The following is a 15278-nucleotide window of genomic DNA, read 5'->3' as shown; positions in this document are numbered from 1 at the left end:
GTCTGTGCCGCCCGGTGGCGGCCGCTCAGCCGTCGATGCTGCGCACCGGAGGCATCGCATTGCAGACATCGATATGGCCGGCCGCCCGGATGAAGAAATCATCCTGGCGGAAGCGCCGCGCCTCGCGCCATTTCACATAGGTCGCGGACTGGCCGGACAGCACCTCGATCCGTTCCCGTTCCGTCGCGGGCAGGTCCGCGGCCAGGCGCACGCTGTGGATCGGCACCCGTTGTTCGGCCTTTTCATAGAAACCCAGCGGCCCCGTGCCGCGCGGCAGCGCCGTCAGCAGTTCCATCCCCTTCAGCACGCGCCCGACCAGGGTGATCACCCGGTCCAGCGGGCGGGGGCTGTGGCCGATGACGGTGTAGAGTTCGGCACCGCTGCCGCTGTCCAGCGCATAGCCGCGCCCCACCCCGACGATGCCATAGCAATGGGTCATCCAGGCTTCTCCCGTCCGCGGATCGCGGGCGGCGGGGAAGATGTCGGAAATGCCGACTTCCGGCGCATAGGCATCGGGATCGGGCGAGACGGTGAAGGGCAAGGCCGCCGCCCCGTCCTTCACCGTGAATTCCGGCGCCAGCCGGTCCAGGGCGGTCTTCATGGGCCGGGGCGTTTCCTCCGGCATTCCCCATTGCGTGACGTAATTGTCCTGCACCCGCACGATGAAGGTGCCGTCATACCAATGTTCCCGCGCCAGCTTGCGCATATTGTCCACATGCGCGGGCGCGAAGCCGGGGGCCAGTTCGATGATAACCCGCCCGGCCGGCAGTTCCAGATAAAGCGTGTTCTCCGGCACGGGCGCGCGCCAGTCCGACGCGGGCGAGGCGGCCAGCACCTCCGCCTGTGTCGGGTGTGCGGCCGCCGACGCGGCGGCGGGGATGGAAACGGGGGCTGCCAGGGCCAGGGCCAGGGCGGCGGCGGACAGGGTCGGGCGCATGGGCTTCTTCTTGTGATGGATTGCCGATGGACCGGCAGCATCCCAGAAGGCGCCCCGGCCCTCAAGGCCCGCCGCTGGGCCCGCCGCTGGGCCCGCCGATACGCCGGCCCGCAAAGGGGTTCCAGCCCCTGGCCGCCAGCACGGCCCAGGCCGTGGCCCCAAGGTGCGGCTGGCGGTGATAGAAGAAATCCGCTTCCGCGCTGTCGGGGCCGATGGCGAAGCCGGTGGAAACACGGTCGCTGCGCGTGGCCCACAGATAGCCGCCGGGGCTGACATCCGCCGCCAGCCCTTCCAGCAGCGCATCGGACCGTTCCCGGTCGCCCGCAATGCGCCAGGCCAGCGCCGCCTGCGCCGTGCCTTCCACCCAGACGCCATCGCGGTCGGCGTTGAAATCATAGCCGCCGCCGACACCATGCGCCGCGTCGGCATAGGCCAGCGCGCGGCGCCATTCGTCCGGCGCCCCTGGCAGCATCAGGGGCCAGAGCTGCGCATCCAGGCCCGAATTGCCGTCATTGACCGTCACGCCGTCGGGCAGGGTGCCCGTGGGGAAATGGCCGCTGTCGGCCCGCCACAAGCTGTCCAGGAAGCCCCGCGCCGCCGCCCGGCCCCCGGCCCAGTCCCCGCCCGCGGCACCGGCGCGTTCCAGCCAGCCGAACAGCGCCACCAGATCGACATTATGTTCCGTTGATTTCCAGGTCAGCGCCACGGTCTCGCCGTCATATCCGTGAACCCCGCCCGTGAAGCCACCCGGCCCCCGGTCATCCGCCGTCCGGGCCAGAACCCAGGCGCCCAGCGCCGCGGCCCCGGCATGGTATCTGGGCTCGTCCAGGACATCACCCAAGGTCAGCAGAGCCAGCCCGGCCCAGGCGACATTGCCGGTGGCGGTGCCCACCTGATAGGCATCCTCCTCCCAGCGCTGCCGCCGCTGATTCCACCAGCCATTGGGTGGAATCGGGAATTCCTGCTGCGGGCCGGCGCGATAGGCCGTGCGCAGCCGCCCGTCGGCCCCGGCGCGGTCATGCTCCACAGCTGCCAGCAGCGCGTCGCCGATACGCCGCGCCTTGGCCGCGCGGCCACAGGCCACCAGGGCGATGGCGGCCAGCGCATTGTCATAGGTGAAGGCCGCCGTGGCCAGCGCCGGCTCCTCCGGCGCGCCCTGGCCCGACGGGGCGTCGTAGGAACGCAGGAATGCGGGTCCCCGCCCCGGCACATTGTCGATGGCAACCGTCAGCGCGGCACACAGCCGGACGGCCAGCGCCCTTTCGGCGGGCGTTTCCGCCGGTGCCGGATCCGCCGGCTCCGCAGCCGACACGGGCAGGGCCAGCAGCACGCATGACAGGATGGCAGTGACTGCACGGCCCATGGCCTACCCCCTGGCCCGCAGGCCCGCGGCCAGCATCTCCACCAGCTCGCTCATCAGCAATTCGGGGTCGGCGCTGCTGACGGGGGCCAGGTTGCCCGACACGATGCCCTCCACCAGGCCGTTGACGGCGGCCCAGATGGTGGTGGCCGCGCGTTCCAGCCGCTCCGCCCCCGCATCGGGCACCAGCGGGGCGACCGCCGCCTCCACCCCCCGGCGCAGGCGCACGATCCGTTCCAGCAGCCAGTCGGGCAGCGGTTCGGTCAGGACGGGCGGCCGGTTGTCGATCAGGGTCTGGAACAGGTTCAGGTTGGAGCGTGCGAACGAAAGATAGGCGTTGGCCAGCGCCAGCAGCCGTGTCTCCACGGCCGCATCCGCGGGCACGGCCGCATCGGCGGCGGCCATCACGACCTGCAGGCGGTCCAGCAGTTCCGCGTTCAGATGCAGGCGCACGGTATCAAGGTTCGGGTACAGGTTGTACAGGGTCCCGACAGAGCAACCGACCGCCTGCGCCAAAGTCCTGGCGGTGAGCGCGGCCAGTCCGTGGTCAGCGACCAGTTTGCGCGCCTCGTGCAGGACGGCTTTGGCGAGTTCGGCGCGGGGCTGGCGTGTCATGGGCGATTTTTCCCGATTTTCCCTGGATTTGGCGCGACGGGTTCCTATCTGTAACACGGCCGGATGACGGCATCGACCTTTGTCCGGCTATCCACCCTACCCGTGCTACAGGCAAAAGGCTGCCACGGCAGACCTGCATATTGATGACACCGTTGCACTGACGTACAACCGTCGCGGAATTTCATGCCTTTGCACCCGGCCCGGTGCGGCTCCGCACCACGGCCTTTCCGACCGGAATCCCCAATGGCCCCCTACGACCAAGCCCCGAGTGAGCGCCTTTCCTTCCTTTTCGGCGCCAACGGCACCTTCATCGCGGAACTCTACGCCCGTTACAGACAGGACCCCGCCTCCGTCGACGCAAGTTGGCAGGCCTTCTTCGCCGATCTGGGCGATGACGGTCATGCCATCCTGGCGGAGCTGAACGGTGCGTCCTGGGCGAAGTCGACCGCCAGGGTCATCGGGGCCGCCGATCCGGACGCCGTGCCGGCCAAGCCGGGCAAGGGCGACAAGGCGGCCGCCCCCGCGGCGGCCGCGGCACCGGTCGCCAACGGCTTCACGCCCGAGCAGGTCCGCCAGGCACAGTTGGACAGCCTGCGCGCCCTGATGCTGATCCGCAATTACCGGGTGCGCGGCCATCTGCTGGCCAAGCTGGACCCGCTGGGCCTGGACAAGCGGGCCGAGCATGCGGAACTGGACTACCGCCATTACGGCTTCACCGACGCCGACCTGGACCGCCCGATCTTCATCAACAACGTGCTGGGGATGGAGACGGCCACCCTGCGCCAGATCGTGGACGCGGTGCATCGCACCTATTGCGGCTCGATCGGCGTGGAGTTCATGCATATCCAGGATCCCGAGCAGAAGGCCTGGATCCAGGAACGTATCGAAGGCATCCGCAACCAGACCGATTTCACGGTGAATGGCAAGAAGGCCATCCTGCAACGCCTGACGGCGGCGGAAGGGTTCGAGAAGTTCTGCCAAGTGAAATACACGGGCACCAAGCGCTTCGGCCTGGAAGGCGGCGAGGTGCTGGTGCCGGCCATCGAACAGGTGATGAAGCGCGGCGGCCAGCTGGGCCTGAAGGAGATCGTGCTGGGCATGGCCCATCGCGGCCGCCTGAACGTGCTGGCCAATGTGATGGGCAAGCCCTTCAAGGCCATCTTCAGCGAGTTCCAGGGCAACCCCGCGAACCCCGAGGATGTCCAGGGCTCCGGCGACGTGAAGTACCATATGGGGACGTCCAGCGACCGTGATTTCGATGGCAACACCATCCACCTGTCGCTGTCGCCCAACCCGTCGCATCTGGAGGTCGTGAACCCGGTCGTCTGCGGCCGCGTGCGGGCCAAGCAGTGCCAGATTTCCGGGCAGGTGCCGCCGTCCGACGAAAGCCGCTGGAACGTGCTGGGCGTGCTGCTGCATGGCGACGCCGCCTTTGCCGGCCAGGGGCTGGTGCCGGAAACGCTGCTGCTGTCCGAACTGAAGGGCTACCGCACGGGCGGCATCATCCATTTCATCATCAACAACCAGATCGGCTTCACCACCGCCCCGCAATACAGCCGTTCCGGCCCGTATCCGACGGAAGTGGCCAAGTCGATCCAGGCCCCGATCTTCCATGTGAACGGCGACGATCCCGAAGCGGTGATCCATGTCAGCCGCATCGCCATCGAATTCCGCCAGAAGTTCCTGAAGGACGTGGTGGTGGACATCGTCTGCTACCGCCGCCAGGGCCATAATGAAGGCGACGAGCCGGCGTTCACGCAGCCGCTGATGTACAAGACCATCGCCAAGCAGCAGACGACCCGCGCGCTCTATGCCCAGCAACTGGTCGCTGAAGGTGTGCTGAGCCAGGACGAGGCCGAGGGCTTCGTCACCGAGTTCAATACCCGGATGGAAGCCGAATTCCAGGCGGGCATGTCCTACAAGCCCAACAAGGCCGACTGGCTGGAAGGCAAGTGGGCGGGCCTGTCCGCCGCGAAGGCCGATGCGCATCGCGGCACGACGGCCGTCCCCGCCGACCTGCTGACGGAAGTGGGCATGGCCATCTCCCGCGTGCCGGCCGATTTCAACGTCAATTCCAAGGTCGCCCGCCAGTTGAAGGCCAAGGCAGAGGCCATCAGCTCGGGCCAGGGCATCGACTGGGCCACGGCCGAGGCGCTGGCCTTCGGCACGCTGGCCGTGGAGGGCACGGCCGTGCGCCTGTCCGGGCAGGATGTGGGCCGCGGCACCTTCTCCCAGCGGCACAGCGTGCTGATCGACCAGAAGAATGAAGAGAAGTACATCCCGCTGAACAATATCCGTCCGGGCAAGCAGGCCACCTTCGAGGTGCATGACAGCCCGCTGTCGGAAGCGGCCGTGCTGGGCTTCGAATATGGCTTCTCCCTGGCCGAACCGCATGCGCTGACCATCTGGGAAGCACAGTTCGGCGATTTCGTGAACGGTGCGCAGGTCATCATCGATCAGTTCATCAGCTCGGCCGAATCGAAGTGGCTGCGCATGTCCGGTCTGGTCATGCTGCTGCCGCACGGCATGGAAGGCCAGGGTCCGGAACACAGCTCCGCCCGGCTGGAGCGTTTTCTGCAGAACTCGGCCGAGGATAACTGGCAGGTCTGCAACATCACGACGCCGGCCAACTATTTCCACGCCCTGCGCCGTCAGGTCCGCCGCGATTTCCGCAAGCCGCTGATCGTGATGTCGCCGAAGTCGCTGCTGCGCCACAAGCTGGCCGTGTCGCCGCTGGAGATGTTCACCAACGGCCAGACCTTCCATCGCGTCCTTTACGAAACGGGCGTCGATCTGGTGGCCAATGACAAGATCCGCCGCGTGGTCCTGTGCTCCGGCAAGGTCTATTATGACCTGTTCCAGGAACGCGAGAGCCGGGGCCTCAAGGACATCGCCATCGTCCGCCTGGAACAGCTCTATCCGTTCCCGGCCGATGCGCTGGGCGTGGAACTGGCCAAGTATCCGAACGCCGATGTCGTCTGGTGCCAGGAGGAGTCGGAGAACCAGGGAAGCTGGAACTTCGTCGACCGCCGCATTGAAAAGGTGCTGACCAGCATCGGGCACAAGGCGGGCCGTCCGAAATATGCCGGCCGGCCCGAATCCGCGGCCCCTGCCACCGGCATGCTGAAGCGCCACAACCAGGAGCAGGCGAAGCTTCTGGACGACGCGCTGACGGTCTGACCGCCGGCAACATCCTTTCATACCCACGACCATCCAATCACGAAGGCCACAGAATATGGCGACGGAAATCAAGGTGCCCACCCTGGGCGAATCGGTCACGGAAGCGACGGTTGCCCGCTGGTTGAAGAAGGTCGGGGACGCCATCAATGTCGATGACGCCCTGGTGGAACTGGAAACCGACAAGGTGACGCTGGAGGTCAATGCACAGGCCGCCGGCGTGCTGACGGAGATCGTCGCCGAAGAAGGCGCCAACGTCGATGTCGGCGCCCTGCTGGGCACCATCGGTGAAGGGTCCGGGGCCGCTGTGGCCCCCGCGGCCAAGGCCAGCCCGGCACCCGCTGCGCCGGCCGCCGCTGCCGCCGCACCGGCCGCCACGGCCCCGGTCATGCCGGCCGCCGCCAAGATCGCAGCGGATAACGGCGTCGATACCGGCGCCATCGCCGGCACCGGCAAGGATGGCCGCGTGACCAAGGGCGACGTGCTGGCCGCCATCGAGACGCCGAAGGCCGCCCCGGCACCGGCCCCCGCGCCCAAGGCCGCACCCGCCCCATCCGGTCCGCGCGCCAAGGCCGACCTGGAAGAGCGTGTGCGCATGACCCGCCTGCGCCAGCGCATCGCCGAGCGCCTGAAGGAAGCGCAGAACACGGCCGCCATGCTGACCACCTTCAACGAGGTGGACATGACGAACGTGATCGCCATGCGCAACCAGTTGAAGGACGCCTTCGAGAAGAAGCACGGCGTGAAGCTGGGCTTCATGTCCTTCTTCGTGAAGGCCTGCCTGGTCGCGCTGAAGGAACTGCCCGCCGTCAATGCCGAGATCGACGGCACCGATCTTGTCTACAAGAACTACTATGATATCGGCGTGGCCGTGGGCACGCCGCAGGGTCTGGTGGTTCCCGTGGTCCGCGACGCTGACAAGCTGTCCTTCGCCGGCGTTGAGAAGACCATCGGCGAGCTGGGCAAGAAGGCCCGCGACGGCAAGCTGTCCATGGAAGACCTGTCGGGTGGCACCTTCACCATCTCCAACGGCGGCGTCTATGGCTCGCTGATGTCGACGCCGATCCTGAACACGCCGCAATCCGGCATCCTGGGCATGCACAAGACCATGGACCGCGCCGTCGTCGTGAACGGCAAGGTCGAGGTTCGGCCCATGATGTATCTGGCGCTGTCCTATGACCACCGCATCATCGACGGCCGCGAGGCCGTGACCTTCCTGGTGCGCGTCAAGGAATGCATCGAGAACCCGGAGCGCATCCTGCTGGATGTCTGATCCGCGGATCGGCACCGAACCTTGTGCGCGAGAGGCCGTCCCCCAGGGGACGGCCTTTTCTTTTGGATAACAGCCTTTTGATGACAAGCCGGGCACGACATGCTTGAACTGTCGGCACACGTTCCGGCGGATGGCGGGCATGGAACTGGTTCGGCACCTCGATACCATCACCCAACTGGTCACCTTTTCGGCGATCGCGCTGGGACTCGGCCTGTCGGTGGGTCTCTACTGGTGGCGTCAGCGGACCGTGCCGGGCCTGTCGCACTTCACGGTCGGCATCTTCCTTGTGGGATTGGGCGTCGCGGTTCTGGCCAGCCGCGGGTTCGCGCCGCTCTGGTTTGCCGTCATCTTTGGCAATTTCCTGGTCGGTGGGGCGCTGGTCGCGCTGCTGGGCTCCATCCGCCTTTTCAACGGGCGACGCGCGCGGCTGGCCATGCCGGTGGCTTCCCTGCTGCTGATGACGGCCATCCTGGGTTACGATGTGCTGACGCGCGACGACATCGTGCTGCGCTCCATCGTGGCCACCATCTGGGTTGTCGGCATCAAGCTGCTGATCACCTACGAATGCTGGCGATACGGGCGCAAGGTGGCGCCGCGGCTGTGGGTGGCCATCGCCACCATCTTCGGCGGGATGGCCGTGATATTGTCGGTACGGTTGGCCGACCTGCTGCTGCACCCCGACGCGGAGGGGATTTTCGCGCCCAGCCCGACCGCATCGCTGAACTTCCTGCTGACCACCCTGGGGCTGGTGATGGGCAGCATCGCCATGATGGCGCTGACCAACGAATGGCTGCAGCGCCGTCTGGAAATGGAATCAGCGGAGAATGCGCGCGTCGCACAGGAGCGCGACCACGCGGCCCAGACGGCGGAGGCGGCCAACCATGCAAAGTCCATGTTCCTGGCGGCCGTCAGTCACGAGATCCGCACCCCCGTGAACGCCGTGCTGGGCGGGCTGGAAATCCTGCACCGCCAGGACCCGCCCCCGAAGGGATCACCCCAGCAGAAGGTGCTGGAGGTGATGGAGAAAGCCGGCCAGTCGATGATGGCCCTGCTGGACGACCTGCTGGACATCACCCGCATGGAGGCGGGGCACCTGTCCCTGCTGCCACAGCCGACCGACCTGCACCAGCGCCTGCATGATGCCATCGACCTGATGGCCGGGCGTGCCGCGGCCGGCGGCCTGCTGCTGGATATCGCCATTGCCCCCGACGTGCCCCGCCATGTCAGCATCGACCAGGCCCGCCTGCGCCAGATCCTGCTGAACCTGATCGGCAATGCCATCAAGTTCACCGAACATGGCGGCATCCGGGTCGAGGTGAGCCGGCAACAACCCAGCATCGGCGATGCCAGCATCACACCCGGCGCGGCGCTGATCCGGATCAGCGTCGCCGACACGGGCATCGGCATTCCACCGGCCAAGCTGCCCCATGTGTTCGACGCCTTCTATCAGGTGGAGACGGGCAACAGCCGGCGTTTTGGCGGGGTGGGCCTGGGACTGGCCATCTGCAAGCGGCTGGTCGACATGATGGGCGGCACCATCCGGGCGGAAAGCGCCGAAGGGTATGGCACCGTCTTCTTGCTGGACCTGCCCATGCCGTTGACCGCCGCCCCCGCCCAGGCCAGCCAGGGCAGCCGCCTGTTACCCTATTGGACCAGCCGGCCGGCCGTGCTGCTGGTGGAGGATGATGCCGTCAACCAGTTCGTCGCAACACAGCTTCTTACCCGGCAGGGCTTCCAGGTCACAACCGCGGAGGACGGGGAGACGGCCCTGCGCCTGCTGGAAACGCTGCGTGTCAGGCTGGTCCTGATGGATATCGGCATGCCTGGACTCGACGGGTTTGAAACCACGGCACGGCTGCGGGCCGGTGGCGGCCCCATGGCCACGGTTCCCGTCATCGCCCTGACAGCCAATGTCCTGCCCGAAACCGTGTCCCGCAGCCGTGCCGTGGGCATGCAGGGCTTCCTGAGCAAGCCCATCAAGCTTGATGAATTGCTGACCGCGCTGGGGCGTCATATCCCGCCTGACGGCATCGGCAGCATCCCGGAGGCGAGCCGGGCGTCAGAGGCGGCATCAGCCCCCCAGCCGCTCGCGGATGCCGGGCCTGTGGCGCTGCTGCGTGGCCGGCTGGGGACACCGGCGGTCGACGGGCTTCTGTCGCTGGCGGCACAGAATGTTGCCGACGCCCGTCAGCAATTCCGGCAGGCCGAGGAGCGCAAGCCCCCTCCCCTGAAGGATATTCGTCGTGTCACCCTGCGGCTGGCGGACGGGCTGGACTGCGTCGGCTTCACGGCCGATGCCCAGGCCTTGCGGGATTGTCTGGCCCTGCTGCGACCCGGCCAGCCCATGAATACGGCCCTGGCCGCCATGGACGCCATCCTGGCCGATGCCCAGGCCCGGCTGCCCCGGACCCGGCGCAACGCGGCAGAATAAAAGAAGCGACACCCGCGATTATTGCATTCCACCAAGGCGATCCAGTCAAATCCATAAATTGATCCAAGTCAGGGATCGCGCCTGACCAATAGAATATATCTTCTTCCTGTAAACGACGCACGAAACTGCGCCATGACGCCGGGGAAATATTCGCCCGGCACACAATACAGGAGCCTTTCGATGAGGAACATCGCTGTCCCGGCGGTTGCCGCCGCGTTGACGATTGCCGCCGCCGCTGCCGTGCCGGCACAGGCGGAGAAGGCAGCCGGTGATCTGCTTGTGCGTGGTCGCGTCATCTATGTGCAGCCTGATGAAGGCAGCAACCTGAAGCTGGGCACCACGGCGATCCCCGGCAAGGCATCGGTCGATAATTCCACGGTGCCGGAACTCGATTTCAGCTATTTCTTCACCGACAATATCGCCGCCGAACTGATCCTGGGCACGACCCATCATCATGTGAAGGCAAAGGGCTCGCCGCTGGGTGCGTCGGTGGATCTGGGCGATGTCTGGCTGCTGCCGCCGACGGTGACCCTTCAGTATCATTTCAACCCCAAGGGCAAGGTCAGCCCCTATATCGGCGCCGGTGTCAACTACACCATCTTCTATGGCGACGATCCCGGTGCCGCGCTGGGCATCGATTATGACAACAGTTTCGGCGTGGCCCTGCAGGGTGGCGTGGACGTGGCGCTGACGGACAAATGGTCGCTGAACCTGGACGTCAAGAAGCTGTGGCTGAACACCGATGTGAAGGTGAATGCCGGCCTGCCCGCGCTGGTCAATGCCAAGGTCGATCTTGATCCCTGGATCTTCGGCGTCGGCTTCGGCTACCGCTTCTGATCGGCGGTCCGGCGCGACCGTCCCCGCAAACCGGGGGCGGCCATGTTGGGAAGGGACTTGGCCTCGGCGGCATCCGGGGGTACACAAGGCCCTTCGCAACAAGGCCGCCCCCGGTCCCTGTCCGGGCAAGGCCGCACCGTTCTTGATCGGGAGCATGCCCATGCGCGCCGAAATCCAAGCGGTGGCCGAGGCTGTGGAACAGTCCTTGGTCCTGCTGAGGAGGCATCTTTGACTGGGAGAAATCCCTTTTCCGCCTCGACGAACTGACCGCACTGACCGAAGACCCCAACCTGTGGAATGACAGCGACCGGGCCCAGAAGCTGCTGCGGGAAAAGAACCAGCTTGAAGCATCCCTGAACGGGACGCGGCAGCTGGAACGCGACCTGAAGGACAATCTGGAACTTCTGGAGCTGGCCGAGATGGAAGGCGATCAGGACATGGTCGCCGAGGCCGAGAAGGCCGTGTTCAGCCTGCAGGATCGCGCCGCCACCATGGAACTGGAAAGCCTGCTTTCCGGTGAGGCCGATGCCAATGACTGCTACCTGGAAGTCAATGCCGGTGCCGGCGGCACGGAAGCCCAGGACTGGGCCCTGATCCTGCTGCGCATGTACACCCGCTGGGCCGAACAGCACGGCTACAAGGTGGAAATGCTGGACGAGACCGACGGCGAGGAAGCCGGCATCAAGTCCGCCACCATCCAGATCAAGGGCCATAACGCCTATGGCTGGCTGAAGTCGGAATCGGGCGTGCATCGTCTGGTCCGGATCTCTCCCTTCGACAGCCAGGCACGGCGCCACACCTCCTTCTCATCGGTTTCGGTCACCCCCGTGATCGATGACAAGATCAATGTGGAAATCAACGAGAAGGACGTGAAGGTCGATACGTTCCGCGCCAGCGGGGCCGGTGGCCAGCACGTGAACAAGACCGACTCGGCCGTGCGTTTCACGCATATCCCGACTGGAATCGTGGTTTCCTGTCAGCAGGAACGCAGCCAGCACAAGAACCGGGCCAAGGCCTGGGATATGCTGCGTGCCCGCTTGTACGAGCTGGAACTGCGCAAGCGGGAAGAGGCTGCCAGCGCCCTGGAAGCCACCAAGACCGATATCGGCTGGGGCCACCAGATCCGTTCCTATGTCCTGCAGCCCTATCAGATGGTGAAGGATTTGCGGACCGGGGTGGAGACATCCGACAGCGCCGGCGTGCTGAACGGTGATCTGGACAAGTTCCTGCAGGCGGCCCTGGCACAGCGGCTGAATGGCCACGGTGACGGGAAGAACGAGTAGGTATCTTCCACCTGCGGCTATCTTCCTGCCCAAGCCCGGCAACATTCTGTTGCCGGGCTTTCGCTTTTCTATCACAAATGGACAGGCTGTCCTGCCCCCGGCGATGGGCGGGATTGCTCCCATTTTTTTCGGCGGATGCCCTGGGCGCCCTGGCGCACGCCCTGGACATCGCAGGGGAATGCCTGATGGCGGCAGCGGAGGCGACCGGTTCGGATCTATGGGTGGATGGTCTGGCAGGTGCCGACCGGCTGTTCATATCCTATTTCAACAGCACATCGCAGGTGCTTCTCCTGTTGGACGGGGATGGCGTCGTGCTGGCGGCCAACCGGGCGGCCTTGCGCGTGGGCGATCTGCCCCCCTCCCAGGTACAGGGCATCGCATTGTGGGACACGCCCTGGTGGCGGGGCTCCGACGTGGCGCGCGACCGGCTTGTTTCCGCCGTGCAGGCGGCCTGCAAGGGCGCCACCATCCGCTTCGACCTGGGAACGGGGCCTGAAACGGGCGCCCCGCTTGTCTTCGACCTGTCCATCACGCCAATCGACCATGACGGGGATGGCCATCCCCGTCTGGTGGTGGAAGGGCGGGACGTGACGGAGGCGCGCGACATCGAACAGGCCTTGCGAACCAACGAGCAACGGCTGCGCGACATGGTCGAAGGGTCGGTGCAGGGCATCGTGGTGCATCAGGGATCCCGCATCCTGTTCTGCAACCCGGCCTATGCCAGCATGCTGGGCTACTCGTCGGTGCTGGACGTGATCGCGGGCGACATATCCCTGATCATTCCGGCTGCGGAACGGGCGCAGGCCGACCGGGCCTGGTCGATCCTGCTGGCCGGCGGCAAGCTGCCCATTTTCCGGGCAGCCAAGGTCCTGAAGAAGGACGGATCGATCATCCATGTGGATGTGCTGGCCCGCCGCATCGTCTGGGACGGGAGCCATGCCATTCAATCCACGGTCGTTGATGTGACGGCCCAGGCCAAGGCCGCCGCCGCCGAGGCCGCGCGTCTGGCCGCGGAGGAGGCATCGCGGACCAAATCCGCCTTCATCGCGACCATGAGCCACGAGTTGCGCACGCCGCTGAACGCCATCCTGGGCTTCGCCGGCATGATTGCCGGCAGCGGGCAGCACGGAACGGCCGTCGATCCCCATCATGTCGAATATGCGGGCGACATCATGTTGGCGGCCCGGCACCTTCTGTCCGTCATCAACGACATGCTGCACCTGTCCAAGATCGAAGCCGGCCGCCTGACGCTGGAGCCCTGCTGGATTCCCCTGGAAGGTGAGTTAAGGCAGATCCAGCGCATTGCCCTGGGGCTTGCACAGGACAAGAATCTGGACGTCCGGGTCGACCTGCCCGAGGGGGAACCGGTGCTGCTTCTGGCAGACGAGCGGGCCCTGCGGCAATTGCTGCTGAACATCGTCGGCAATGCCGTGAAGTTCACGCCGGCCGGCGGGAAGATCAACCTTGGTGCCATTATCGACCCCGACAGCCGCGACCTTGTCCTGTCGGTGGCGGACACAGGCGTCGGCATTTCCGACAGCGACCTGGATCGCATCTGGCATCCGTTCGAACAGGTCGGCCAGGTGCAGGACCACCAGAACGGCACCGGGCTGGGCCTGTCCATCGCGCGGGCGCTGGCCGAGTTGCACGGTGCAGAGGTCGCGGTGGACAGTGTTCTGGGGCAAGGCACGACCTTCACCTTCCGTTTCCCCGCCCCCAATGTCACCCGTGGCACGGCGCCGCGACCAGCCGCCAGCAATGATCTGCGCGAAAGGTCAACCACAGCAACCGCACTTGGTACCTGACACCGGGGCCCCTGAAACCTTTGCCATTTCCGCCGCCAACTGACGGCGGGTGGCCCCCTCGGCACAATCCAGCCAAGCCAGGAAGGCGACGCGATGGGAAAGCTCCATGCTTCGACGCCAATCATCTTCCGGCGCCAGATGCATCGCCAACGATTTTGTTGGCGAACCATTTTTAATGGGGTCGCTCATTCAGCGAATTCCCGGAATACCGCAAAAGCCGGACGCCACCCCCAGTGCGCGGGGTAACGCAAACCCAACCCTTTGCATGTATCGCTGATCGGTCGGGATTCCCACGGACATCGGCGGCAATTCCATTCGGCCAGTTGCGCTGAGGCCAGTTGCGCTGAGGCCAGTTGCGCTGAGGCCAGTTGCGCTGAGGATAGAAGGGGCCAGCCAAGGCATGGGAAAAGGCGAAGGAAATCCTATCTTGTCAGCCAGCCTGACCAACGGATTCCGCACGGATGCCGCACGACCAATGGCATTGACCCAAAATGTCACAATCTGTCGCGACCACTGTCCACTTTGACAAACGGACAAGTTTTCAGTCACCATTAGGGTCGTTTCACCGGATGGAGGCAAAAGCCGGAAACCGTTTGTCCAGCCCAAAATCACGATCTAGAGAACAACAGCCAGTCCATTCAAATGGTCGGCTTTGTTGACGGCCAACCATTTCCTCTCCCCTTCCCAAATCTGGAAAGGATGATCCCGCCCCAACATCTGGATTAGGGAAAAGTTGGTTCAATTACTTCTTATCCCCCCTCCGTGCCTCCATCCTACAAGGGCTCGATCACTTGAAAATGACTTTACGCATCGAAAAACGGGAATTCAACGAAAAACCGTCTCACTTCACGATGGTTGGGCGAATAAAGCAGCATGGGAAACCGGAACACGGAATCGCATACGAATGTATGCAAGTGAATTCCGACAATCCACGGTGGCTGTCCAATCTCATTGGAAACAAAGGTATGAATACCGGGCCTCGGGCCTTCATGCCGATCAATGCGGGGGAGGCCGGAACGTGAAAAGCAGTATCGCCTTGCGCCTGCGGGAATTGCGCATTCGAATCGGCTTCAACCGCCGGTCCGACATGGCCAGTCACCTGGGTTTGCCCAACTCCACCTACAGCGCTTACGAAGGTGATTCCGGTCCGCCCAAGGTGGAATGGCTGGTGGAACTGGCGCGGCGGGGCGTGAACCTGAACTGGCTTCTGACAGGTGAAGGGGAGATGCTTCTGTCCTCGGCCGCGATGGATGGCGCGGATGCCATGAACCATCCCCCTCCACCACCGGAAGCGACAACCTCGCTGGAAGTCGATGAATATCTGCTGGCGGCCATGATCCACCGGGTGGAACGCGAATACAGCCACACCCTGACGCCGCTGGAAAAAGGGGAAATCATCGCCCGCCTCTATGCGGCTTCGGCGCGGCTGACGGAAAGCGAACTGGCCGCCTACCCGCTGTCGCGGGCAGCCGAAATACCGGAGCGGTGAAGCTATCGGGGCCCCGGCAAAGCGAAACCCGCCGAGTCGCCCCGGCGGGTTTCCTGCAATCACCAGGAGTG

The 15278-nt window shown here is 65.1% G+C and carries 11 protein-coding genes; 7 read left to right on the top strand and 4 right to left on the bottom strand.

Annotated features, from left to right (window positions below):
- Positions 1–25: 25 nt before the first annotated feature.
- From ACM9LZ_RS03725 to ACM9LZ_RS03715, 3 genes are all read right to left on the bottom strand, one after another.
- Entirely contained in the window at positions 26–937 is a 912-nt protein-coding gene (locus tag ACM9LZ_RS03725; protein WP_416617999.1) for a peptidylprolyl isomerase, read from the bottom strand.
- Positions 938–998: 61 nt separating this feature from the next.
- The gene (locus tag ACM9LZ_RS03720) at positions 999–2300 is read right to left on the bottom strand and encodes a hypothetical protein (RefSeq protein ID WP_416617998.1); all 1302 of its coding nucleotides are present in this window, start codon (positions 2298–2300) and stop codon (positions 999–1001) included.
- Between the two features lie 3 nt (positions 2301–2303).
- Positions 2304–2912, bottom strand: coding sequence for a TetR/AcrR family transcriptional regulator (locus tag ACM9LZ_RS03715; protein ID WP_416617997.1), 609 nt, complete (start codon positions 2910–2912; stop codon positions 2304–2306).
- Positions 2913–3155: 243 nt separating this feature from the next.
- Between ACM9LZ_RS03715 and ACM9LZ_RS03710 the strand changes: the two genes are divergently transcribed.
- From ACM9LZ_RS03710 to ACM9LZ_RS03685, 6 genes are all read left to right on the top strand, one after another.
- Positions 3156–6092 carry a 2-oxoglutarate dehydrogenase E1 component gene (locus ACM9LZ_RS03710; protein ID WP_416617996.1) on the top strand — a complete coding sequence of 979 codons (2937 nt, stop codon included), beginning with the start codon at positions 3156–3158 and terminating at the stop codon, positions 6090–6092.
- Between the two features lie 55 nt (positions 6093–6147).
- Entirely contained in the window at positions 6148–7362 is a 1215-nt protein-coding gene (odhB, locus tag ACM9LZ_RS03705) for a 2-oxoglutarate dehydrogenase complex dihydrolipoyllysine-residue succinyltransferase (RefSeq protein WP_416617995.1), read from the top strand.
- Positions 7363–7501: 139 nt separating this feature from the next.
- Complete coding sequence (locus ACM9LZ_RS03700; RefSeq protein WP_416617994.1) at positions 7502–9793, top strand: ATP-binding protein; 2292 nt, start codon at positions 7502–7504, stop codon at positions 9791–9793.
- A 180-nt stretch (positions 9794–9973) separates the two neighbouring features.
- Complete coding sequence (locus ACM9LZ_RS03695) at positions 9974–10630, top strand: OmpW/AlkL family protein (RefSeq protein WP_416617993.1); 657 nt, start codon at positions 9974–9976, stop codon at positions 10628–10630.
- A gap of 160 nt (positions 10631–10790) precedes the next feature.
- A protein-coding gene (gene prfB / locus ACM9LZ_RS03690) for a peptide chain release factor 2 (protein WP_416617992.1) occupies positions 10791–11913 on the top strand; the annotation gives its coding sequence in 2 pieces (ribosomal slippage) (positions 10791–10859 and positions 10861–11913; 1122 coding nt in all).
- Positions 11914–12026: 113 nt separating this feature from the next.
- Positions 12027–13718, top strand: coding sequence for a PAS domain-containing sensor histidine kinase (locus ACM9LZ_RS03685; protein ID WP_416617991.1), 1692 nt, complete (start codon positions 12027–12029; stop codon positions 13716–13718).
- On the opposite strand, the gene ACM9LZ_RS03680 is transcribed toward ACM9LZ_RS03685, so the two are convergent.
- A complete protein-coding gene (locus ACM9LZ_RS03680) occupies positions 13689–13907 on the bottom strand; it encodes a hypothetical protein (protein WP_416617990.1) in 219 nt (72 codons plus the stop codon). The genes ACM9LZ_RS03685 and ACM9LZ_RS03680 overlap by 30 nt on opposite strands.
- An 829-nt stretch (positions 13908–14736) precedes the next feature.
- On the opposite strand from ACM9LZ_RS03680, the gene ACM9LZ_RS03675 reads away from it, so the two are divergent.
- On the top strand, positions 14737–15207 hold the full coding sequence (locus tag ACM9LZ_RS03675) for a helix-turn-helix domain-containing protein (RefSeq protein ID WP_416617989.1): 471 nt from the start codon (positions 14737–14739) through the stop codon (positions 15205–15207).
- Positions 15208–15278 lie beyond the last annotated feature (71 nt).

Source organism: Niveispirillum fermenti, assembly GCF_048066175.1.
In the GTDB taxonomy this organism is placed as follows: Bacteria; Pseudomonadota; Alphaproteobacteria; order Azospirillales; family Azospirillaceae; genus Niveispirillum; species Niveispirillum fermenti.
This window is presented reverse-complemented; position numbering and strand designations above follow the sequence as displayed.